The sequence below is a fragment of the Citrobacter freundii ATCC 8090 = MTCC 1658 = NBRC 12681 genome (genome assembly GCF_011064845.1).
Classification (GTDB): Bacteria; Pseudomonadota; Gammaproteobacteria; order Enterobacterales; family Enterobacteriaceae; genus Citrobacter; species Citrobacter freundii.
This window is the reverse complement of record NZ_CP049015.1, coordinates 505,437-529,525: the sequence shown is the minus strand read 5'-3', so window position 1 is coordinate 529,525 and position 24,089 is coordinate 505,437. Positions and strand designations below refer to the sequence as shown.

The following is a 24,089-nucleotide window of genomic DNA, read 5'->3' as shown; positions in this document are numbered from 1 at the left end:
TAGTCTCCTTAGGCCGCAATGGCGTTCATGATCGCCGGTACGGACAGTTCAGCCAGTGGGATCTCGGCCACTTGTTTGCGATCGCGCATAATAATGACCCGATCGGCATAGCCCACTAACTCTTCCAGTTCGGATGAAATGACCAGCAGCGCCAGACCATCCGCGCACAGCGTTTCGATCAGGCGGATGATCTCGGCATGTGCGCCGACGTCGATCCCACGCGTGGGTTCATCGAGGATCAGGAACTGCGGTTTGGTCAGTAACCAGCGCGAGAGCAACACTTTTTGCTGATTGCCGCCGGAGAGAAACTCGATCGGCTGTTCAGCGTTAGGAGTGCGAATTCCGAGCTGGCGGATAAAACGCTCGGCAATCTCGTTTTGTTCTTTCCGTGGGATAGGCCGCAGCCAGCCGCGCTGCGCCTGCAATGCCAGAATGATGTTTTCCCGCACCGAAGCGGCGGCAATAATGCCATCCGTTTTGCGATCCTCCGGACAGAAACCGATCCCCAGACACGAAGCCTGATGCGGCGATCGCAAGGTCTGCGGTTTGCCTTTGATCAGCGCTCTTCCGCTGTCGGCGGGTTTAATACCGAAGATCACCTCTGCCGTTTCCGTTCGCCCGGATCCCAGCAGCCCTGCGAGACCGACGATCTCACCGGGACGCACCTGTAGATCAAACGGCGCGATGGTACCTTTTTTGCCAAAGTCGCTAAAGGCCGCCACCGGCTTATCGCTAAGCAATGTGCGTCCCGCACGCTGTAGCGCATGGGTATCCAGTTCGCGACCCAGCATCATTTTGACCAGTTCAATTTGTGGTAATTCCCGGGTTTCACGGCAGCCAACGAAGCCGCCGTTACGCAGAACGGTGATGCGATCGCTGACCTGATAAACCTGATCGAGGAAATGAGTGACGAAGATCAGGCTGACGCCCCGATCGCGCAGATGACGCATCAGGCCGAACAGCATTTCAACTTCCTGGGTATCGAGGCTGGCGGTCGGCTCATCGAGGATCAGCACTTTCGCGGAGAGATCGATCGCCCGACAGATGGCGACGATTTGTTGCATCGCCACGGAAAAGCGGTTCAGCGGCTCACGCACGTCAAGGGAAAAACCGTATGACGCCATCAGCTCCGTCGCGCGTTTTTCCATCTGCTTGCGCTGAAGCAGGCCAAAACGCCGCGGCTCACGGCCAATAAATAAGTTATCGGCGACCGACATATTGGGCAGCAGGTTCACTTCCTGGTACACGGTGCCAATCCCCAGTTGCTGGGCATGGGCGGTGTTTTTGGGGGAGATCGGTTGGCCTTCGAGCCAGATAGTGCCGCGATCGGCATGGTAAACGCCGGTCAGCGCTTTGATGAGCGTCGATTTGCCGGCTCCGTTTTCCCCCAGCAGCGCCATAATTTCACCGCGACGCAAGCTGAAATCCACGTTATCCAACGCTTTGACGCCGGGAAAGAATTTGCTTAATCCTTCGGTGCGGAGGATTTCCTGATGTTGGTCGGTGGTCATGATTCCCCCTGCATCACGCCGGATGGCGCTACGCTTATCCGGCCTACAAAAGAGCGTAATGTAGGCCGGGCAAGCGCAGCCCCCCGGCATTTTCATGAAGGCTTAGTAGCCCATGTTTTTCTTCTTCTCTAACTCTTCTTTCGCCGTATCCGGCAGATAAAGGATCGACTTGGTAATGGTCAGCTTCTCAGGCATCGTGCCGTCTTTTTTGAATTTCTCCAGCGCGTCGAATGCCGGACCCGCCATATTCGGCGTCAGTTCAACGCTGGCGTTGGCTTCACCGTCAATCATCGCTTTGTAGATATCCGGTACGCCGTCGATAGAACCGGTGAGAATATCTTTGCCGGGTTTCAGACCCGCTTCTTTGATCGCCTGGATAGCACCGATCACCATGTCATCGTTGTGGGCGTAAACCATGCAGATGTTCTTGCCGTTGTTTTCTGCTTTGATAAAGCTCTCCATCACTTCTTTCCCTTTACTGCGGGTGAAGTCACCGGACTGAGAACGGATAATTCTGATGTTTGGCGCACTGGCGATGGCTTCAGCAAAGCCTTTTTTACGATCGATCGCCACGCTGGCCCCGACGGTCCCTTGCAGCTCAACGACGTTACACGGCTTGCCGTCCACTTGTTTAATCAGCCAGTCGCCAATCAATTTGCCTTCCAGCACGTTGTCGGCGGTGACGGTGGTCATATAGAGAGATTTGTCTTTTACATCGATGGAACGATCAAGCAAAAAGACCGGAATGTCGGCATCTTTCGCTTCTTTTAAAACCGGCTCCCAACCTGTTGCCACGACCGGCGCAATAAAGATGGCGTCGACGCCCTGGGCAACAAATGAGCGAACTGCTTTAATCTGGTTTTCCTGCTTTTGTTGGCCATCAGCGATTTTCAGCGTAATTCCCCGCTTTTCGGCCTCGCTTTTCGCGACGTTGGTTTCTGCTGCGCGCCAGCCGGATTCAGAGCCAACCTGCGAAAATCCTACGGTTAAAGGGGCTGCCATTGCCATAGACGACATGGCTGCCGAAACTGCTGTGACTAAAAGTAAGCGCTTCCACATAAGTGCGTCCTCGTAGGGTGATTATTGTTGGTTAATTAACCGTTGCGAAAAAACTATAGACAATTGAGCATGTAACGGATTGCGTTACATCACACTTCAAAAAAGTAAATAAAACGTTAATCACAACTTTGTAATCGCTTTCATCTCGCTATGAAAAATGCGGCTGAAGATATGGACTTTTCTGTCACGAGAGAGAGGTAAAAAGAAGAAAATGCACGCAGAGAAAGCGAAAACAAGCGGAGACATTCCGCGCGAGTTGGCTATAATACCCGCCACTTGTTTGCCATAGCTTATTTAAAGGAAACAGACATGAGCTTACTCAACGTCCCTGCCGGTAAAGACCTGCCGGAAGATATCTACGTTGTTATCGAGATCCCTGCTAACGCAGATCCGATCAAATACGAAGTTGACAAAGAGAGCGGCGCCCTGTTCGTTGACCGCTTCATGTCCACCGCGATGTTCTATCCGTGCAACTACGGTTACATCAACCACACCCTGTCTCTGGACGGTGACCCGGTAGACGTTCTGGTCCCGACTCCGTACCCGCTGGAGCCAGGTTCAGTGATCCGTTGCCGCCCGGTTGGCGTACTGAAAATGACCGACGAATCCGGTGAAGATGCGAAACTGGTTGCGGTACCGCACACCAAGCTGAGCAAAGAATACGATCACATCAAAGATGTGACCGATCTGCCGGAACTGCTGAAAGCGCAGATCACCCACTTCTTCGAGCACTACAAAGACCTCGAAGCTGGCAAATGGGTAAAAGTTGACGGTTGGGACAACGCTGAAGCTGCTAAAGCTGAAATCGTTGCTTCCTTCGAGCGCGCGAAGAAGTAAGTTGGCTTTCTAAGGTCAGCATAACTTATTGAAGCCCCTCACTTTATGAGGGGCTTTTATTGAGATCAATCTAAACAATTAGTTTCAGTTCAGGCTTCGTTTCAAAGAAACGTTCTTGTTCTTGAAAATCTATTAACCTACTAGCCCCTTCAGGTATTTTGGTTCTCGAAATTTTCACTCCAGATTTACAGGTTTCGCACCAAATAACCTTCCAGCCAATATCACCATTATCGAAACCAAAGTATTGATAAGAAAGTCCTTTTTTACCACATGCTGGGCATTCACATGAACTGTAACTACCATCATCTTTTGGTAAGTGCTTCATCCATTCAAGATAGGTCAAAGAGTTCATCTATTTGTACTCCTCTAGCTTTCCGGTCTTATTATTCAGGTAAAATTGCCAAAAGCTATCTTCAATACTATGGGCGGCTTTTTCATTCAATATCAATTCTTTATTCATCTTGATTGCATCATCAGCATATGTATTTGGATGCTTAAAGAGATAGATTTGCATAGTATGTGTTCTTTCATGTCCTAACGTTTTTATTAATTGCTCAATATCCGCAAAAGCATCCGGGTACAAATCAATATCACCACTAGGGTGAGTATAACCATAGATATTCTTACCTTTCAGGTCAGAATCCCTGATAATTCTCACTTTAACTCCCCCCAAGCCTATCCCACCTTCACGTGCAGCCTGTTCAACATAGCGCATCTGCATAGGCACTTTTAGATCTGAAAACACTTCAGTATTGCTAGTCCGACGATATAAATTTTCAGTGGTGTTACTACGCCCTAATGATATGCTCTTGGTTTCAATCCGCCCCAGCTTTTCAAGACTTCTTATCGTCGAACTTAACTCCATCCTCCCAAGCCCATAACCAGCGGCAATAGAGGCAGCCGTAATGGCGACGCCGACCGTTTTCTCATTAAGAATCTGATCGTAGCCTTTGACGGCATCACCACCCAGTTTTTCTGCAGTGTCCCTGAACCCTTCGATGTTACCGTTATAAATCCCTCCAGCCGCCAGCAATCGGCCCACACCTGCACTGTTAAGAGTTTGAGTCTGGGGTTTCGGAATCGGAACAAAAAGCTTATTGTAGTCTGCAGGTAAAGCCAGATAGCTACACTCGGTATTGCTTATCAGGTGCTTACAAAGGATATAATCATAATTTACTGATATTATTTCTGTATCTATCTGGTCTTTTATAACCCTCATCTGAATACTTGATATCGATGCACCTCTGAGCTGAATATAATAATACTTCTCCCATTGACCATATCTATTTATGTGATAAAACCAAAACTCTAGAAACAGGTTTTCATTGTTATTAATCGCATTCATTAATAGTGGTGAGCTTTTATCTATTTGCTTACTGAATGTTAAGTTCTTTAGATTCGTACCTTTACCTGTACTCGCTACTCCTGCAACCAGAGAAAAAACAAATATTTCATTCACATGATTCTGTTGCCACCGATTACCAACTGAATCAATTGTGCCACATCCATCAGAAATATCGCCTTGTTGTTCACCAATGAGCTTGAGATAAACAATATTACTCATTCCATTACTATCCTTACCTGGATAATTATTTTTACAGAATGAGAGTGCAACTAAAATAAAATTATTTCTGCTAACGTGATCATATTGCCTTACAATAATCCACGGTGATGTTTTGAGTAAAATAATAAATTATATTAATTAACGCTTTATTGAACAGGTATTTTTATGTGATGAAAAAAAAGAGAAATGCTTCCTGATAGCCCAGGATTACAGCGACCATCGTATAAAACAACGCCACCCGAGGGTGGCGTGTTATACCTGTCGTCTTTCAAACTGCCTCTGCGTTGGCTTTACTCGGCCTTTGGCCTCGCCCCTTCGGGGCCAGCGTAAGCGCTGTTCAAACTGGCTGTGCCAGTTTGTCCTCGCTCACCCCAGTCACGTACTGAAGTACGCTCCTGGGGATTCTCTGCGTCGCCGCCTTGATGCAACTCGAAATCCATCAGGTATATGTTAGTACTGGTCTCTGTCTAACCAGTTACCGCTTTCAATCAGCGTTAAGCCATCAACCGGACGTTGGTACACGTACATCCATGCACTTCCGTACGGCGTTTGAATTAACTGGCGTGCGTATTCACCGCCGCGGGTACGCAGAGCGTCAAGCTCTGCCAGCGTGGCGTTATCAATACGATAAACTTCCCCGTGTACTGTTCCATTTCCCGGAACCGCGCCTGGATAGTGGCCCAGGCTGTACAACTGGTAGTTATCGATACTGAAATTTCCCAGCAACAGGGCATTGGTCATCCAGTGGCTGTTGCCTTGTTTGGTTCGTAAACTGCCGTAGACAAATATTCGCATTGCTAAAACTCGAACTGATAGAGCAAATCAAGTGCCTGATCTACGCCAGACACTGCTTCCAGATATAGCTTAGGCATCAGACGATAACGTAGCGTGAGTGTCGCTAAGGAGTCAAATATACCCACACCATATTTCACCTGCAGACCTGGCAGTACGTATCCGCTGACAACCACCTGAGATGAGTCGCCCACCCCTTGCGTGTCCAGTGCCAGATTGCTTACGCCAAATGTCTCCCCGATTTTACCCACAACCTGACCACTTTGTGCAACCCCCAGACCAATAAGCATTGAGGTCATCGCTGCGCTATCGCTCTGCTCGCTATCCAGCCCTTGTCCGCGTAGCAGGTAGGAAAGCGCCATTTGCTGCGACATTGCCGGGTCAGAGAAGATCTCCGCCTTCGGTTCATCGGCGGTACCAGTGACGCGAACGCCAGCGATCACGTCGTCTTCGGTGGCATCAGGGTTACGAATCGCTTCGATGTTAAGCAACGGCTGATCCGGCGGACCGGAGAACAACAGCTCGCCCTTACGCACAATCAGATCCTGACCATAGGCATGGAAGCGACCGCTCGGAATATTAATTTGTCCGTTCAGCCCCAGCCCCTGCTTATCCTGCACCACTTTCAGATCGCCCGTCAGACGCGCTTTCAGACCAAAGGCGTCAAGACGCACGTTGTTACCGACGTGGATGTTCAGGTTGCTGTTGATCGGAATGCCGGCAGTCTGCGGTTTCTCGGGCTGCAGATTGTTGTTAAGCATGACCATGTCGCTGGAAACCCCAACCGCGCTTTCCGGCAGGTCATGTACCACGATACGCGCCCACGGCACATCCACGTTGCCATCAAGGGTGAACAGGCTTGGCGTGGCTTCAAAGACCACGTCCGGCGAGACATCCAGGCGGACCATTGGCGGTACGGTAATACGTACCCTACTGCCTTTAGCCGCGACGCGCGCCCGCCAGTTGTCTATTTGACTCCAGTCGGCATCGCCGCTCAGGTTAATTTCTCCCTGCTGCGTACGCACCACGCCCGCCAGCGTTGAGCGTGTTCCGGTGAAGTTAACAGCTAACTGGCTTGGCTGCATGTCAAACGGCATAAAGTTACCGTCTATATCAAGACCGCTCAGTTGCAGCTGTCCGAGCAACTGCGGGCTTTGCACATCGCCGCCCAGCCGCAGGTTGGCGTTGATCATCCCTGCCGCTTTTTCACCGCGCGAGAAGATGGGGTTCACCATCGCCAGATTGAAGTTGCGAATATTGACGTTACCGCCCAGATTACGGCGCCCTTGCGGGTCTGTTACCTGCACCTGTCCGTCAAACTGTCCGTTGTTGGTCAGACGAATCAGCCAGCCCAGCTCGGCACGGTTATTGTGCAGGTCGGCGGTGAGATTCAACGTTTCAAACGCCACGGGGAGCGGTGCATCATTCACGCTTTGCGTGACCTTCACGTTACGTCCGCTCAGGGTGACCTGCCCCTGTGGCAGACCCTCTTTGGTGGTGTCCCAACTCACATCGGCTTTACCGGTGAACACACCGCTGGCCTGGGTTGTCTCCGGCATAAACGGTTTTAGCATCGCCAGGTCGAAGCGGTTTAGATTCACCACCGCGCGCCCTTCCGCACCCGCATCAATCGTCTGTGGTACGCACAGCTCCGCATTCGGGTTGTTCCAGCAGTGCGGTCCGATACTAATTTTTTGTTCCTGATTACGGTAATCCAGCGCGATAGCCCGGTTGAGCGACCACGGACCAACCGGCGTCTGGAAGCGGGTATTGCTTAACTCTCCTTTCCAGCGCTGTTCTTTGCGATCAAAGCTCCCGGCAAGATCCAGTTGCCCGGAAACCGGTTCCCCCTGAATGCGCAACTGCAGCTCGTGCTGCTTTTCACTGCCTTTGGCGTTGAGCGTCACCAGGCCAATATTCACGTCAGGTTGTACAATCCGCTCTACGCGAACATTAAGATTACCGGCGATTTGCTCGGCCGATTTAACATCCCCTTCAACACGTACCTGAGCAACGGAAAGTTCCTGCCAGCGCAGACCACGGGCGGTAATATCCGCCAGCAGCTGTGGTGCTTCAACCGTACCGCGAACTTTTACCAGCCCTTTCGCCGTACCACCCAGCCCCGGCAGCGCGTTATCCAGGCTTGGGGCATCAATCGTCGCGTCGAGGTTGAGGTCTTTAACCCCCAGTTCACCTTTTACGTCTGCACTGTTGCGTCCCAGTTCCAGATGCAGGCCCGGGATCGTCCACTGCAGGTAGCTGTTCCCCTTCAGCGAACCGTTCACATTGACCTTATTCTGCTTCACGTTGCCGGTCAGCTTCAGCTCGGGAACCTCCATCTGCCAGCTTCCGCCGTACAGACTGCCGCGAGTTTTCACCAGGCCATTCAGTTTTGACGGCCAGTCCGGGATCGCTTTTGCGGTGTTGATACCATCCAGCGTTAGCTCCCCGCGCCAGCTGATCGCCTGCTGCCAGTCCACCAGCGCTTTCAGCTCGGTTTTCCCTTCCAGTGCCGCAACGCTGAGTTTGTCGAGATTGATCTGCTGCTCGTTGCCTTTGGCGTCCAGCGTGATGGTAGCCGGTGGAATATCCTGACCTTTCACGGCGGTACGCATCGACAGTGTATAGTCGGTCATCTTACCGGTCAGTTTGAGTTTGATGTCATCGGCCTGGAACTGTTTCTCACCGGTAAACGGCCAGTAAACCTGCTTACTCACCACCTCAATGTTGAGCGGTAATCCGGCTTCAGCCAGACGCGTCTGTGCACGCAGGTCCATATCCACCGGACCAGACAGATTGACGCCGACTTCCAGCTGCTCGCGCAGCGCGCCGCCGACCTTCAGCTTCACCTTTTCGCCTTTTAATGGGTCGATGTTTAGCGTGCTGTTTAACGTAATATCAACCGGCCACGTGTCGGTCAGTTGCGCCGTGCCGCTGGCTTTTACCGTTCCCTGATTCGAGTCGATGTCCAGCGCGTCGAGCTTCATGTTGCCGTCAATGCTGCTCACTTTTAGCAGCATGCTATGGACCGTTAAATCCGTATCTCCGGTCACGCGCAGCTGCTCGCCGCGAAACTCTTCAATATTGAGATTGAGCGGCAGATGGACATCGGTCATTTCCGGCAGCACCGGCTGTGAGAACAGATCTTTTAGCGTTTCGCCGAGCGGCTTTTCATCCGGCTGCGGGTTTTGAATCTTCGGTTCGACAACCTCTTCCTGCGCCACTTCCGCCACTTTAGGTAGGGCAATCAGTAGCCCCTGTAATGACGTTGGCTTCAACGTCAGCGTTTTTTCCTGCCAGTTCAGGCCGGAGGTAAAATCCAGCACCGAAACCGTGGTGTCATCGATTTTGATATTGATGTTGTTCAGCGCCACGCGCGAAAGCGTGATGGGGTAAGGCGTGGAAAGATTAAGCGGACCGCTCTCTTCTTCCTCAACCGGCGCGGATGGCGGCATCTTTTTGCTGTCGATCGCCACATTGATATTTTTCAGCGACAGATCGTTGACGCACAGACTGCTGTTCCACAGGCAGTTAAGCCCCACAGCCAGATGCACTTCGCCGGCATTCACCGCCACGCCAGGCTGGTCATAACGAATATTTTTCAGTGATAAATCCCGCCAGCCGCCGGTGACCTGACCAATCTCCAGCCCCGGAACCCAACGATTAGCTGCTTTGAAGATCAGATGCAGGCCCGAGGTGGTACCGACGAGGAACGCCACCGTGCCTAACAACAGCAGGATAAAAATCAGCACGCCGAGGCTTATCTTCTTCCATAAACTCATAATTCAGGCCCCAGACCGATGTAAAACTGTAAACCATGTTCATCTTTGTCGCCGACCGGGACGGCAAAGTCGAGCTTGATAGGCCCCACTGGTGATTGCCAGCGTACGCCGACCCCGGCACCGGTTTTGAAATCGCTTCGGCGAATATCGCTGACCGCTTCACCGCTATCGACAAACATCGCGCCCCACCATTTACCGGTCACGTTGTACTGGTATTCCAGCGAGCCAGTTGCCAGCTTGGAGGCCCCTTTCAGCTTGCCGTCGCTACCTTCCGGCGAAATAGATTTGTATTTATAGCCGCGAATACTGCGATCGCCCCCGGCGAAGAAACGCAGGTCCGGCGGTACTTTGTCGAAGTCTCCGGTCTCAATCCAGCCGAGGTTGCCGCGCATCACAAAGCGATGGCGATCGTACAGCGTGCGGATCCAGACGTTTTGCGCCTGGAAAACGGAGAAATCAACATCTGACCCCCAGGCGGTGTTGGAGTAATCAATAGAATAACGCTGAGAGTCGCCCCAGACAGGCATCAAGCCGCCGCGTGAACGCGTCCGGCTGATCATCACGCCCGGATAGAGCAGCATAGTGGTGTTGGTGACGTTACCCTGGGTAAAGTGGTCGAGGCTCCAGCGCAGGTTAATCGCGCGCTGCCAGCCGCTGGAGAGGTCCCAGTAGCGGGAAACCGCAAGCGTTGTAGAGTCCTGCTCGGTGTCATTTAAATCGGTTCGCTTAAAGCCGCCCTGTACCAGGTAATACTGTTCCAGCGGGTTCTTTAACAGCGGCATTTTATAGCTGAAATCAAGCACCTGCTCTGGTGCCGAGATACTGGCGCTGGTCGTAAGGCTGTGGCCGTAGGAGTTCATCCACGGCTTTTTCCACGAGGTCTTCACCCGTGGCCCGACGTCAGTTGAATAGCCGACCCCGGTTTCGATGGTGTTTTCGGTGCGCGGTGAGACCACGCCTTTCAGCGGCAGCACTTTGGTTTTGCGGGCTTTATCAAACTCCGGCGCGACGACCACGGAGTTAAACCATCCGGTCGCCGACAGACGACGGTTCAGTTCGCCCAGATCTTTCGACTCGTACTCTTCACCTTCTTTAAAGGGCACCAGATTTTGCAGATACTCATCGCGAATTTGCGAGCCTTCAAAGGTGACATGCCCAAAGCGATAGCGTTCACCGCTGTTGTAATCGATATCCCAGAACGCCTGGCGGCGCTCAAGCGCTATTCCAAGCTGGCTTTTATTAAATTCACTGTCGAAATAACCTTTGCGCAGCGCCACGCTGGTGAGTGACTTTTTGAAGTTGTCATAGTCCCCCTGATTCAGCACGGTGCCGATTGCCGGGCGCGTTTTCAACAGATCCAGATAATCTTTATCCGTACGCGCGCCACCACGCAAAATCACCTCGGTGCCACCAATCAGCACCGGCTCGCCGGGGGTCACTTTGGCGATCAGCACCTGGCGGCCTTTCGCCGGCGGTGGACGTAGTTCAAAATCAATGGTCGGCTCAAAGTAGCCCAGCGCTTTTAGCCCTTCGCGGATGGCATCATCAACGCGCGCACGAAAGCGTCGGTCTGGAGTGACTTCATCACTTTGAATCGTGGACAGCTGCGCACGGACGTTTTTCTCCAGCGGTCCTGATAATCCTTCGACCTGTAAGCGAACATTCGCGGCGGCGGCGGAGCCACTTAAGCACAGTAATCCCACCCAACATAACTGACGGATATGTGGCACATTTTCTCCTGAATATCCTTTTTTCCCACCCCTGGAAAAAAATACTATGCCGTTCCTCGGCTTAACAAAAAATCAACAATAAGAGTTGAAAAACAGACGGCAACCCAAATATTTCTTATGTTTAACTCTAGACGTATTCACGCCGTTTATTGTGGGCAAAGACGCGTCTCGTTACAACCTTAACCCAAATGACTGATTTCGGGAGAACGGCCATGAGTTTATTTGATAGAAAGCATCTTGTTACTCAAGCAGATGCGCTACCTGGACGCAACACCCCGATGCCAGTGGCAACGCTGCATGCGGTTAACCAACATTCGATGACCAACGTGCCCGACGGTATGGAGACCGCTTATTTCGCCATGGGATGTTTCTGGGGCGTTGAGCGTTTATTCTGGTCATTACCCGGTGTATACAGCACGGCAGCCGGATACACCGGCGGCTACACCCCAAACCCAACCTATCGGGAAGTGTGTTCTGGCGACACTGGACATGCCGAAGCGGTACGCATCGTCTATGACCCGCATGTTATCAGCTACGAACAACTGCTGCAGGTGTTCTGGGAAAATCACGATCCGGCGCAGGGCATGCGTCAGGGGAACGACCAGGGTACGCAGTATCGCTCCGCCATTTACCCGTTAGCGCCGGAACAAACCGCCGCCGCACAGGCCAGCCTTGAGCGTTTTCAGGCAGCAATGACCGCCGCAGGCGACGAGCGCACCATTACCACAGAAATCACTACGGCAACGCCTTTCTACTATGCCGAGGACGATCACCAGCAATATCTGCATAAAAATCCTTATGGATATTGTGGCATTGGCGGAATTGGCGTTTGCCTGCCGCCAGAGCGTTAATCCGCGATTAACGCGCTACCGTCACCCGCGCGGCATGGCGCGTTGCGTGGGGAACGGTGCCTCGATCTGTCACCTTTCCTTTCAGCAACAGGTTAAAAACCGGCGCAGAGGGTCGATTAAGACGGTTCTGCAGCAAATGCACCGCTTCCACGCCCAACGCCCGACAAGGAATCGTGATACTGGTCACCGCAGCAACGATATGCGCGTCCAGTTCCTGAACATCCGTCGTCATCAGCGACAACTCACCGGGTATCTCCACGCCAATCTTTTCCAGCACCCGCCGGATGCCCGTCGACATTGACGCCCCGGCGCAGAAAATAACTTCCGGCCACGCTTCACGCGGTGTCTCATTTAGCCAGTTGCCTATCGCCCGCTCTGATTCGTCCTCAGAAAAGCCCTCCGTTACCAGCAGATCGCGCCCGGTATCAAACGGTATTTGATACTGTCGGTAGACCTCCTTGATGCCCTCCAGACGCCAGTACATCGTTTCCCGACGCAGGCTGGTAACATGGAGAATACGCCGGTGCCCCTGATCAAAAAGATATTGCACAGCACGGTTGCCAATCGCCCGATGATCGGGGGATACCGCATCCAGCAACCCTTCCTGGTCCTGCGAATTAATCAACACGCAGGGTTTATCCAACAGTTGCGCCAGTTTATGCACGGTCGGGTCATCAATGCCGATAAGAATAATCGCATTAATATTCTTATTGTTGGCCTTTTCCTGAAAGACCTTGATGTCCGCACGTTGCTCATCCAGTCCGCAGTAACTCAGATAGACATCATGCGGCGCTATCGCCTCGGCAATGCCGCGTGTCACTTCGAGGTAAAATGCATCGCCACGGGCGGTAAAGGTGCGCAACGGGGCGAAAACAGCAATGCCGTTGATCAACAACCGCCCGCTGGACAACGAGTCCAGAACCCCCAGCCTGCGCGCGCAACTGACAATCGCCTCACGTGCTTTATCGCTGGTGTATGACTTTCCGCTAAGCACCCTCGACACCGTACTTACCGAGTAGCCCGTCAGAGCAGCAATTTCGTCCATTTTTAGCTTGCCAGACATTCTGTGACCTCACTCGCAATCAATCTTTGCAATTTTTTGCAAACGCAGTTCATTGACTCTAAAACACTTTTTCAATGACTGGACCAACTTCTTTTTCATCCTGCAACCGTTCTCACAAAATCACATTGTCGATATTCCAGGCGTTTCTTATGTTCCGCATATCCCTTATTTCTGACGAAAAAGGCACGACATGAAAAAAATACGCTTTGGCATTATTGGGGTTGGCAACATTGGTACCGTCCACGCACGCTACCTGCTGGCCGGAACGGTACAAGAAGCAGTGCTCGCCGCAGTGTGCGATAACAATCCGGATAAACATCCGGCGATCCGCCGGCTGGTCGGCGAAGAGGTGAGATTGTTCAGCGATGCGCGAGAGATGCTGGAAAGTGGGCTGATCGATGCCGTCATCGTCGCCACGCCGCATTATGACCATCCGGGTTTATCGATGATGGCCATGCGTCTTGGTATTCATACGCTATGTGAGAAGCCTGCAGGGGTCTACACCGCGCAGGTACAAGAGATGAACGCCTGCGCGCGCGAATGCGATGTGGTGTTCAGCATGATGTACAACCAGCGCCCCAATCCGCTGTATCAGAAAGTAAAAGATCTGATCGACAGCGGCGAACTCGGCGAGCTGCGTCGATCTAACTGGATCATTACCAACTGGTATCGTTCGCAAAGCTATTACAACTCCGGCGGCTGGCGCGCGACCTGGAAAGGTGAAGGCGGCGGCGTGCTGCTGAATCAGGATCCGCACCAACTCGATTTATGGCAATGGCTGGTCGGCATGCCGGTACGCTTGCGCGCTTTTTGCCAGTTTGGCAAGCATCGTCAGATTGAGGTCGAAGATGACGTCACGGCCTACGCAGAATACGCCAACGGCGCAACCGGGGTGTTCATAACCACCGTAGCCGAAACGCCTGGCACCAACCGCCTCGAAATTGTCGGCAGCAGGGGAAAAGTGGTGGTAGAAGAAGGTCGCCTGCGCTTCTGGCGACTGCGTGAATCCGAAACCGAGTTCAACGCCCGCTGGCAAAACGGTTTTGGTGAGCCGGAATGCTGGGAGGCCACCATCCCTACCGAACCGGAATGCAGCGAGCACTATGTCATTACCCGCAATTTTACCGCCGCGATCCTGCACGGCGAGCCGCTGATCGCCCCTGGCCTGGAAGGCATTCGCGGCCTGACGCTTTCCAATGCGATGCACCTCTCTACCTGGACGGATGACTGGGTAGAGCTGCCGCTTGACGAGCAACGCTACTTCCAGCTGTTACAGGAACGTATCGCCTCTTCAGTGGAAAAAAATACGGCCAGCCGCACGCTGGACGCTTCCGGTAGCTGGTAACGCGCAGGAGAAAATCATGCTGAACATTGCGATTGTCGGTACCGGGAATATCTCCCACAACCACATTCAGGGCTATTTACAGTTCGCGGATCGTTGTCGGATTGTTGCGCTGGTCGATATCTACCCGGAGAAAGCAGAGGAGAAGAAATCACGCTATGGCCTGAGCGAAGCGCAAGTCTTCCGCAGCCATCAGGCGATGCTTAACGCAGGCATTGAGGTCGATGTGGTCGATGTCTGCACGCCGCCGTACGTACACGCAGGCATCAGCATTGAAGCGCTGCACGCCGGAAAACATGTGCTGTGCGAAAAGCCGATGGCCGCCTCGCTCGAAGAGTGCGATGCGATGATCGCCGCGCAAAAGGCCAGCGGGAAAATCTTATCGGTCATCGCCCAAAACCGCTTTACCGATGCCTTCTGGCGTTTGAAAACCGTGGTTGATTCCGGGCTGGCGGGCAAGATTTGCCATGCGCAGGTGGATTCGTTCTGGTGGCGCGGACACTGTTATTACGATTTGTGGTGGCGCGGCACGTGGCAGAAGGAAGGCGGCGGCTGCACGCTGAATCACGCGGTGCACCACATCGACGCCATTCAGTGGATGCTCGGCTTCCCAACGGAAGTGGTGGCGATGATGACCAACGTCGCCCACGACAACGCCGAAGTCGAAGATCTTAGCGCGGCTATTTTCAAATACTCACACGGGGCGCTGACGCAACTGACCGCCTCGGTGGTGCATCACGGTGAAGACCAGAAAATTGTTATTCAGGGCGAAAAAGCGCGAATTTCTGCGCCGTGGCAAGTCCATGCCAGCCAGTCGGCGGACAACGGCTTTCCGCAAACGGAAAATAACGGTGAGCTGGAACAAGGTCTGGACGCACTTTTTCACGCTACGCCAGCGCTGCAATGGACGCTGCATACCGGGCAAATCGACAACCTGCTTAGCGCCATCGAACGACAAACCCGTCCGCTGGTCGATGGCGAACAGGGCAAACGCTCGCTGGAGCTGATCACCGCTATCTATAAATCCGCCATCACCCGCACGGTGGTGGCGCTGCCCATCCACCACAGCGATGCGTTTTATCGCACCGGCGGCCTGATTGAAATCGCCCCGCATTTCTATGAGAAATCCGCCTCCGTGAGCAATTTTGCGGAAGTAGGCGCCATCCCTCTGGGTAAAGACTTAGATTCAGGAGTTAAATCATGAACAAGCAAGACGGAATGAACTACGCCCCTACCGGGAAGCCTCAGCCGGTCGTGAAGCCTGGCGAGTTTGTCATTGCCGCCGCCACGCTCGACCACGGCCATATCTACGGCATGTGCAACGGGTTGATTGAGGCAGGTGCCACGCTGAAATGGGTTTACGATCCCGATCCGCACAAAATCGATCAATTTCTGCAGCAGTATCCGCAGGCGCAGGTGGCCGATTCGCTCGAGACAATCCTGAACGATCGTGAGGTACAACTGGTTGCCGGGGCGGCTATTCCGTCTGAACGCTGCCCGCTGGGGCTAAAGGTAATGGCGGCAGGGAAAGACTACTTCACCGACAAGGCTCCGTTAACCACCCTTGCACAACTGGAAGACGCCAAAGCGATGGTGGCGAAAACCGGACGCAAATACGCAATCTATTACAGCGAGCGTCTGCACGTTGAAAGCGCTGTCTTTGCTGGTCAGCTCATTCAGCAAGGGGCGATTGGGCGCGTGATGCAAACCCTGGGCACAGGGCCGCACCGTGAAGGCAATGGGCGCCCGGACTGGTTTTATGACAAACGCTACTTTGGCGGCATTCTGTGCGACATCGGTAGCCATCAAATCGAACAATTCCTGTTTTATACCGGCAACCGCGAGGCACACGTCGTCGCCAGCCAGGTGCGTAACGTTAATCATCCGCAGTTTTCGCAGTTTGAAGACTTTGGCGATGCCATGCTGGCGGGCGACAACGGCGCAACGGGTTATTTCCGCTGCGACTGGTTCACGCCGCAGGGGCTCAGTAGCTGGGGGGATGGACGCCTGACGTTGCTGGGTACCGAAGGTTACATTGAGATCCGCAAGTATGTGGATATCACCAGAGGCGAACAGGACGTGGTGTATCTGGTGAATAAAGAAGGAGAGTTTCGTCTCCCGGTCGCGGGAAAAGTCGGTTTCCCGTTCTTCGGTGAATTCATTCTCGATTGTCTGAATCGCACGGAAAACGCCATGACTCAGGCCCACGCCTTTAAAGCCGCAGAGCTATGCGTGAAAGCGCAAATGCTGGCGAATGCCCGCACATAACCGGAGGTGACATGACAACACTCAATGCCGCCATCATCGGCGCGGGGGCGATTCACCGCAGCCACGTTAACGCCCTCCGGCTTTTGCCGGGGGTCACGCTGCGCGCGCTGGTCGATATTGATAGCGCCAACGGTTTGCAACAGGCCATGGCGTATAACTGCCGCTTTTACCAGAATTACCGTGAAATGCTGCTGGATAATGACATCGACGTCGTCCATATCTGTACACCTCATTTCGAGCACAAAAACATGATTACCGCCGCGCTTGCCGCCGGGAAACATGTGTTTTGTGAAAAGCCGGTGGGGTTGAATTGCACAGAAGTCGCAGACATCGCTAACGCAGCAGCGTCCGCCCAGGGCTTGCTGGGCGTGTGTTATCAAAACCGGCTTAATCCAACCAGTTTACGTATCCGCGACGAACTGGCGAAAAATACGCTGGGTAGAATGTTAAGTATTAAAGCGGTTTTGACCTGGTCACGCTCTAAAGCGTATTACAGCGAAAGCCCGTGGCGTGGGCGTTTTGCCAGCGAAGGCGGCAGTTTACTGATCAACCAGGCCATTCACACTCTCGATCTGATGCAGTGGTTCGCCGGCGGTGTAACGCGTTTGAAAGGCGTGGTGGACAGCGGCGAGCTGGCAGACGTTACCGAAGCCGAAGACTGCGCGATGGCGACCCTGCACTTTACCAACGGTGCCCGCGGTCTGTTTTATGCCAGCAACTGCAATACCCTCGATTCACCGCTGCTGCTGGAGATCCATTGCGAACACGGCATGCTGCAGCTCACGGATAACACCCTGTGGCGCGTTACAACGGATCGGCGCCTGAAGCTGGATTGCGACGGTTCACCGGACGGCCACAGTAAAAGTTACTGGGGTCTGGGCCACCAGCAGGCCATTCGTCAGTTTTATCATGCTATTACTCATGGAGGTCAAACAGAATATATCAATATTAATGATGCCCGCAAATCACTGGCGATGGTCGATGCTATTTATCATTCGTCTAAAACCCGACAATGGATAACCATTAATAATTAAAAATTAACCTAGCACTACAGAATTAATAAACATCAGCCGGATAATACCGGAGTACAAATACCCTACATACTGGAAAATATTATGGTCAAACCAACTGAACGCAGAGTCAGTTATGGTGTAGCGATCGGCTATGGCATTACTGATTTATTTGGCGGCGGTGCTTTCGCCATTATCGGAACCTGGCTTTTATTTTTTTATACCACCTACTGCGGTTTAAGCGTACTGGAAGCAGGCTCAATATTTGCTATTGCCCGCGTGATTGATGCGGTACTCAGCCCAATTATGGGTTACATCACTGATAACTTTGGCAACACGTGGCTGGGTCGACGATTTGGCCGCCGTCGCTTCTTTTTATTACTCAGTTCTCCTTTAATGTTTCTCTATGCTCTGCTGTGGCTGACCGACATGGGTTACTGGTATTACCTGGGAACCTATCTGTCAATTGAGCTACTGTCAGCGATGGTGCTAGTGCCGTGGGAAACCCTCGCCGCAGAGATGACCAATCGCTACGAAGAACGCAGTCGCCTCTCCGGCGTGCGCATGATCTGCTCGCAGTTGGGCGGATTCCTTGCCGTCTCGGTACCCGGTATCCTAATGCAGTTCACCGGCAAAGATAATCCCTTTACCTATACGCTAACCGGACTGATTTTTTCCGTCGTGTTCTGTCTTGCCGTATTTATAACCTGGCGCTGTACATGGGAAGCCAAAGACGTTCAGGAAGAGACATTTCAGGCTGACTTACAACGAAATAGCGGGCTACTGAATCACCTTAAATATTTAATACTTGATCTATTTTCGTCATTCCGTATCCGGGCATTTCGCTTGCATATCATTATTTATATTTTCTCATTTACCGCCATGGATGTATTCGGCTCGGTTTTCACCTATTACGTGGTGTATTGTTTAAGCCAGGATGCCGCCTCCGTTTCGGGCTGGTTAAGTATTGCCGCCTTTGCTTCAGTATTTGGCACCTATGGATTTATGCTACTACTGAACAAACTCAATATCACCCCGTCAGCGGCACTACGTCTTTCTTACACCTGTATATTTAGTGTATTACTCTTTTTATTTATTATTTATTACACTGAAACCCAAGTATCCAACATTTTGTTCTCGGCGGTATTTATTCTACTCGGTATGGCGCGTTCCGGCCTTTACTATATCCCATGGAATATCTACAGCTTTATTCCTGATATCGACGAAATGGTTACCCAACAGCGCCGTGAAGGGATTTTTGCAGGCGTTATGGTACTCACCCGCAAAAGTACCGTGGCAATCGCTATTTTGCTTATCGGCATGGTGCTGGAAGAGTCTGGCTTTATAAAAGGCAGCGGCGCACAGCCGGAAAGCGCGCTCCACGCTATTATCGGATTGATGATCTTTGCTACCGCGGCGCTGCTGGCGGTGAGTTTCTACGCGACCTACAAATTCAAACTCACTCGCGAAACCCACAAAGTTCTGCTTAAAGAGATCGCTCGCCGCAAGCTGGGTGGCAACTATCGTGACTGCGATGAAGAAACTCGGGTGGTGATCAAGCAACTTACTGGCTACGAGTACGATGAAGTTTGGGGTGGCAGCGCCACGCAGCGTGCGACGGGACGCGTCAGTCTCTCAGATGCAGAATAAGGAGCGCATCATGTATAACCCATGGAACAAAGCACGGGCGCAAAGCTGGTATCAACAGCAACCCTGGGGCTGCGGTTTTAACTACTTGCCGCGCACCGCGGTTAACTGGCTCGAAATGTGGCAGGCAGAGAGTTTCGATAGCAGTACTATCGATCAGGAACTCGGCTGGGCCAGCCAGTATGGCTATAACCAGTTGCGAACAAATTTACCTTTTACCGTCTGGCAGTATGACCGTGACGGGCTTCTCGAGCGCATAAATATCTTCCTGAGCATTGCCCATAGCCACCGTATAAAAGTGATGTTGACGCTGCTCGACGACTGCGCTTTTTCTGGTGATGAGCCCGTTATCGGTCAGCAAAAACCGCCGGTTCCCGGCATTCACAACAGCCAGGCGGCGGGTAGCCCTGGGCGCGCCTGCGTGCTGGATCGACGCTGTTGGCCGCACATTGAAGCCTACGTCAGAGATATCATCCGTTACTTTCGCCATGACTCGCGCATCAGCGTCTGGGATTTATATAATGAGCCAGGCAACGGCGGGATTTTTTGTCATACTGGCGAATTTGCCCGCTATGATGACAGGCTGGAAATCTACGCCTTAACCCTAATGACCCATCTGTTTAGCTGGGCCCGACAGGAGTCACCCTCTCAACCGTTGACCGTAGCAGCCTGGCATATTGACGATCGCGCGGCGTGCGGGAATGCGTTTACGCATCCTGTTGATATAGCGGCGCTGCGGCTTTCCGATGTGATTAGCTACCATGCCTATGTCGACACCCCTGGCCAGCTGTCTCTTCTGTCACAGTTGGCCGAATTTGGCAGGCCGCTCTTTTGTACCGAGTGGCTGGCACGCCATGTCGATAGCCGAATAGAAGAACAGCTGCCGCTATTTCGCGCCCAGCGCGTTTCCAGCTTTCACTGGGGGCTGGTACAGGGGAAAACGCAAACCTGGTTGCCGTGGCCGGATATCCCGCGGAACGAGACGACGGCGCAGCTATGGTTCCACGATGTGCTGAAGTCGGATGGTTCGCCTTATAGCGAAAAAGAGATGCAGATGGTGCGCAGGCTTAACGCCGCAGGATAAGGCCAAAAAAGCTCCTCTGGCGACTTTACAGTACCTTACGCTATACTAGCTTCTGAAATTACCGGTCCACTCCCTTCGGACCGGTTTTCATTGAATATTCCATTGGATTTATACTCTATGGATTTCGAGTTGCAGGCAGGCGGCAAACTCGTGAATCCCCAGGAGCATAGATAACTATGTGACTGGGGTGAATGAGTGCAGCTAACGCACCTGTAGCTTGAAAGACGACGAGTATCAACTTCTCCCTTCCGAGGATCTGACCTGAACGGTCGGATAAGATATGTTAAACAGTATTTTAGTCATTCTCTGCCTGATCGCCGTGAGTGCGTTTTTCTCGATATCTGAGATCTCGCTTGCTGCATCACGCAAAATAAAACTTAAACTGCTTGCCGATGAAGGCAACGTAAACGCACAACGTGTTTTGAAGATGCAGGAAAACCCCGGCATGTTTTTTACCGTCGTGCAAATTGGCCTTAACGCGGTCGCCATTCTCGGCGGTATCGTCGGTGATGCAGCATTCTCCCCGGCGTTTTACAGCCTTTTCTCGAAGTACTTCGCTCCAGAGCTGTCCGAACAGTTAAGCTTTATTCTGTCATTCTCGCTGGTTACTGGCCTGTTCATCCTGTTCGCGGATTTAACCCCGAAACGCATCGGTATGATTGCGCCAGAAGCTGTGGCTTTGCGTATCATCAACCCGATGCGCTTCTGCCTGCTGGTCTTCCGCCCGCTGGTGTGGTTCTTTAACGGTCTGGCAAACAACATTTTCCGTCTGTTTAAGATCCCAATGGTGCGAAAAGACGACATCACCTCAGACGACATTTACGCCGTGGTCGAAGCCGGTGCGCTGGCGGGTGTTCTGCGCAAACAGGAGCATGAGCTGATTGAAAATGTGTTCGAACTGGAATCGCGTACCGTCCCATCTTCAATGACCTCGCGCGAGAATATTATCTGGTTCGATCTCCATGAAGATGAGCAAAGCCTGAAGAACAAGGTGGCGGAACATCCGCACTCCAAATTCCTGGTGTGTAACGAAGATATCGACCACATCATTGGTTATGTCGATTCAAAGGATCTCCTCAACCGCGTACTGGCGAACCAAAGCATGGCGCTGAACAGCGGCGTACAGATCCGCAATACGCTGATCGTCCCGGACACGCTGACGCTCTCTGAAGCACTGGAAAGCTTCAAAACCGCAGGCGAAGACTTTGCCGTCATCATGAACGAGTACGCGCTGGTGGTAGGGATTATCACGCTCAACGACGTGATGACCACGCTGATGGGTGATTTAGTTGGCCAGGGTCTGGAAGAGCAGATTGTGGCGCGTGATGAGAACTCATGGTTGGTTGATGGCGGTACGCCGATTGATGACGTTATGCGCGTGCTGGATATCGACGAGTTCCCGCAGTCCGGCAACTATGAAACCATCGGCGGCTTTATGATGTTCATGCTGCGTAAAATCCCGAAACGCACCGACTCGGTGAAGTATTCTGGCTACAAATTTGAAGTGGTGGATATCGATAACTACAAGATCGATCAGCTGCTGGTGACGCGTCTGGACAGCAAACCTACAGTTCTGGTACCAAAACTGCCAGATGCAAAAGAAGAGGCAAAGGCGTCGTAACGCCTTACAGAAACATCAACGGCTCCTGTCCAGGAGCCGTTTTTTTAACTACTGCATAGCACTTGATCAAGCCATCTCAGTTTGCAGACGCAAGACCTGACGGTTAACTTCGGACATCACGGAAAAATGCAGCTTGTCCTTCACTTTTGGGATAAGAATCTTACCCTTATCAAATTCAAAAGCGCCTACATCCTTGATATATAACCGTCCACGAAACAGGATCTTCACGTACTTCGCCACCTGCAGCGGGTTGTATCGTTGGAAAATTTTCATTGTTGTCTCCTGCTGAGCATTACGCCTTTGCGGTACCACAATCGGTCCGACAATCCTCAGGCGCAAATTTTAATGCCCTATGACTATAGACTATCTCGTTGATGTTTCCAGCGTGTATAAGTTTATTTACCTTCAGGTTACAATTATTCAGAATTATCTTTTCAACGCTTCGCTGTCTTCAGTATAAGCCTTCATTTTTCGCAGGATTTGTGCGCCCGTCCGCAAACTGGCATCGCGCTTGCGGGAAAAAGCATCAATCGCACATATGATTAAATTCCAGACCCAAGTGGTCGGATCACCTGCAAAATAAAAGAAAGAAGGAAAACCTATGACCTTACGAAAACTGCTGGCGCTGTCGTTTCTGCTGCTGCCGATGATTGCCTCCGCACATAAGTTTGAGACTGACCAACGCGTACCACCGGTGGGGATCGCCGATCGCGGCGAACTGATTCTCGATAACGATAAGTTTAGCTACAAAAGCTGGAATAGCGCGCAATTGCCTGGGAAAGTGCGAATTGTGCAACACATTGCCGGACGCACCTCCGCCAAAGAGAAAAATGCGACACTGATCGAGGCAATCAAAGCCGCCAACCTGCCGCACGACAAATATCAGACCACCACTATCGTCAACACAGATGACGCCATCCCCGGCTCCGGTATGTTTGTGCGCAGCAGTCTGGAGAGCAATAAGAAGCTCTACCCGTGGTCGCAATTCATTGTCGACAGCAATGGCATTGCGCGTAAAGCCTGGCAACTGGATGAAGAGAGCTCCGCTATCGTCGTACTCGATAAGGACGGACGCGTGCAGTGGGCAAAAGATGGCGCATTAACGCAGGAAGAGGTGCAGCAGGTAATTGCCCTGCTGCACAAATTGCTCAGTAAATAGAAACGCGGAAGCCGGGGTTGAGGAACGATTCACGTGGGGTGTAATCCAGAGGTTTCCCCTGCCAGTCGTGAACGTGCGCCCCGGCTGCAGCGGCAACAGCGTGGCCCGCGGCGGTGTCCCATACGTTAGTGGGCCCAAAACGCGGATACAGCTGTGCGTGCCCTTCCGCCACCAGGCAGAACTTCAACGATGAGCCAATCGACGTGGTCTGGTGCTCGCCCAACTGTTGCAGATACTCTTTTAACTCATTATCGGCATGCGAGCGGCTAATGACCACCAGCGGCGGACGCGCGTCACGAACCTGAATTTGTTTACGTACGCCGCACTCTTCTTTCCACGCTTTACCTTCTGCTGCGCTGTACATCACTTTCATTACCGGCGCGTAAACCACGCCCAGAACCGGCTTTCCCTTTTCGATCAGCGCAATATTGACCGTAAATTCACCGTTACGCTTAATGAACTCTTTGGTCCCGTCCAGCGGGTCCACCAGCCAGTAGCGCTGCCAGTGCTGGCGGACATCCCAGCCAGGAGGCGCTTCTTCAGACAGGACGGGAATATCCGGCGTCAGCGCCAGTAATCCCTCGAGGATAACCTTGTGCGCGGCGATATCCGCCGCCGTGACCGGAGAATCATCCTGCTTGCTGGTAATCTCCATCGGTTTGATTCCATCGTAGACCTGCATAATGGCATCGCCCGCGTTCCGTGCAAGCTGGCATACATGTTCTAGCATTCTCCACCTCGTTTCTGTCAGTGGTGTTAACTCGTTGTT

General features: G+C 52.4%; 20 protein-coding genes. 10 read left to right on the top strand and 10 right to left on the bottom strand.

What is annotated here, in order from left to right:
- Positions 1-8: 8 nt before the first annotated feature.
- Complete coding sequence (gene ytfR, locus G4551_RS02615; RefSeq protein ID WP_003839558.1) at positions 9-1,511, bottom strand: galactofuranose ABC transporter, ATP-binding protein YtfR; 1,503 nt, start codon at positions 1,509-1,511, stop codon at positions 9-11.
- Between the two features lie 102 nt (positions 1,512-1,613).
- Positions 1,614-2,570, bottom strand: a complete 957-nt coding sequence (ytfQ, locus tag G4551_RS02610; protein WP_003839556.1) for a galactofuranose ABC transporter substrate-binding protein YtfQ — start codon at positions 2,568-2,570, stop codon at positions 1,614-1,616.
- A 309-nt stretch (positions 2,571-2,879) separates the two neighbouring features.
- Here ytfQ and ppa point away from each other — a divergent pair, with 309 nt between their 5' ends.
- Positions 2,880-3,407 (top strand): inorganic diphosphatase, encoded by a 528-nt coding sequence (gene ppa, locus G4551_RS02605; RefSeq protein WP_003025726.1) that lies wholly within the window; start codon positions 2,880-2,882, stop codon positions 3,405-3,407.
- Between the two features lie 70 nt (positions 3,408-3,477).
- Here ppa and G4551_RS02600 read toward each other — a convergent pair whose 3' ends face one another.
- The 5 genes from G4551_RS02600 to tamA form a co-directional block, all read right to left on the bottom strand.
- On the bottom strand, positions 3,478-3,759 hold the full coding sequence (locus G4551_RS02600) for a hypothetical protein (RefSeq protein WP_003839553.1): 282 nt from the start codon (positions 3,757-3,759) through the stop codon (positions 3,478-3,480).
- Positions 3,760-4,971, bottom strand: a complete 1,212-nt coding sequence (tssD, locus tag G4551_RS02595; RefSeq protein ID WP_003839551.1) for a type VI secretion system tube protein TssD — start codon at positions 4,969-4,971, stop codon at positions 3,760-3,762.
- 450 nt (positions 4,972-5,421) lie between these two features.
- A complete protein-coding gene (locus tag G4551_RS02590) occupies positions 5,422-5,766 on the bottom strand; it encodes a gamma-glutamylcyclotransferase family protein (RefSeq protein ID WP_003025723.1) in 345 nt (114 codons plus the stop codon).
- A 2-nt stretch (positions 5,767-5,768) separates the two neighbouring features.
- On the bottom strand, positions 5,769-9,545 hold the full coding sequence (gene tamB / locus G4551_RS02585) for an autotransporter assembly complex protein TamB (RefSeq protein ID WP_003839546.1): 3,777 nt from the start codon (positions 9,543-9,545) through the stop codon (positions 5,769-5,771).
- Positions 9,542-11,275: an autotransporter assembly complex protein TamA gene (gene tamA, locus G4551_RS02580; protein ID WP_003025718.1), complete on the bottom strand. Its 1,734-nt coding sequence runs from the start codon at positions 11,273-11,275 to the stop codon at positions 9,542-9,544. The genes tamB and tamA overlap by 4 nt, the downstream gene beginning before the upstream one ends.
- 212 nt (positions 11,276-11,487) lie before the next feature.
- Between tamA and msrA the strand changes: the two genes are divergently transcribed.
- Complete coding sequence (gene msrA, locus G4551_RS02575; RefSeq protein ID WP_003839545.1) at positions 11,488-12,126, top strand: peptide-methionine (S)-S-oxide reductase MsrA; 639 nt, start codon at positions 11,488-11,490, stop codon at positions 12,124-12,126.
- 7 nt (positions 12,127-12,133) lie between these two features.
- Here msrA and G4551_RS02570 read toward each other — a convergent pair whose 3' ends face one another.
- On the bottom strand, positions 12,134-13,189 hold the full coding sequence (locus tag G4551_RS02570) for a LacI family DNA-binding transcriptional regulator (RefSeq protein ID WP_003839542.1): 1,056 nt from the start codon (positions 13,187-13,189) through the stop codon (positions 12,134-12,136).
- 190 nt (positions 13,190-13,379) lie between these two features.
- Between G4551_RS02570 and G4551_RS02565 the strand changes: the two genes are divergently transcribed.
- The 7 genes from G4551_RS02565 (at position 13,380) to paeA (ending at position 22,161) form a co-directional block, all read left to right on the top strand.
- Positions 13,380-14,534, top strand: a complete 1,155-nt coding sequence (locus G4551_RS02565; protein ID WP_003839540.1) for a Gfo/Idh/MocA family protein — start codon at positions 13,380-13,382, stop codon at positions 14,532-14,534.
- A 16-nt stretch (positions 14,535-14,550) separates the two neighbouring features.
- Positions 14,551-15,735 (top strand): Gfo/Idh/MocA family protein, encoded by a 1,185-nt coding sequence (locus G4551_RS02560; protein WP_003839539.1) that lies wholly within the window; start codon positions 14,551-14,553, stop codon positions 15,733-15,735.
- Positions 15,732-16,799, top strand: a complete 1,068-nt coding sequence (locus G4551_RS02555; RefSeq protein ID WP_003839537.1) for a Gfo/Idh/MocA family protein — start codon at positions 15,732-15,734, stop codon at positions 16,797-16,799. Before G4551_RS02560 ends, G4551_RS02555 begins: the two co-directional genes overlap by 4 nt.
- Before the next feature lie 11 nt (positions 16,800-16,810).
- Complete coding sequence (locus G4551_RS02550) at positions 16,811-17,833, top strand: Gfo/Idh/MocA family protein (RefSeq protein ID WP_003839535.1); 1,023 nt, start codon at positions 16,811-16,813, stop codon at positions 17,831-17,833.
- An 81-nt stretch (positions 17,834-17,914) separates the two neighbouring features.
- Positions 17,915-19,459, top strand: coding sequence for an MFS transporter (locus tag G4551_RS02545; protein ID WP_003839533.1), 1,545 nt, complete (start codon positions 17,915-17,917; stop codon positions 19,457-19,459).
- 10 nt (positions 19,460-19,469) lie between these two features.
- Entirely contained in the window at positions 19,470-20,540 is a 1,071-nt protein-coding gene (locus tag G4551_RS02540) for a glycoside hydrolase 5 family protein (protein WP_003839531.1), read from the top strand.
- A gap of 280 nt (positions 20,541-20,820) precedes the next feature.
- Positions 20,821-22,161, top strand: a complete 1,341-nt coding sequence (gene paeA, locus G4551_RS02535) for a polyamine export protein PaeA (protein ID WP_003025713.1) — start codon at positions 20,821-20,823, stop codon at positions 22,159-22,161.
- A gap of 66 nt (positions 22,162-22,227) precedes the next feature.
- Here the strand turns inward: paeA and G4551_RS02530 are convergent, their stop codons facing one another.
- Positions 22,228-22,434, bottom strand: a complete 207-nt coding sequence (locus G4551_RS02530; RefSeq protein WP_003025710.1) for a DUF1107 domain-containing protein — start codon at positions 22,432-22,434, stop codon at positions 22,228-22,230.
- A 328-nt stretch (positions 22,435-22,762) separates the two neighbouring features.
- On the opposite strand from G4551_RS02530, the gene G4551_RS02525 reads away from it, so the two are divergent.
- On the top strand, positions 22,763-23,320 hold the full coding sequence (locus G4551_RS02525) for a YtfJ family protein (RefSeq protein WP_003025707.1): 558 nt from the start codon (positions 22,763-22,765) through the stop codon (positions 23,318-23,320).
- On the opposite strand, the gene cysQ is transcribed toward G4551_RS02525, so the two are convergent.
- Positions 23,310-24,050: a 3'(2'),5'-bisphosphate nucleotidase CysQ gene (cysQ, locus tag G4551_RS02520; protein WP_003025705.1), complete on the bottom strand. Its 741-nt coding sequence runs from the start codon at positions 24,048-24,050 to the stop codon at positions 23,310-23,312. The two genes, G4551_RS02525 and cysQ, sit on opposite strands and share 11 nt — an antisense overlap.
- Between the last annotated feature and the right edge of the window lie 39 nt (positions 24,051-24,089).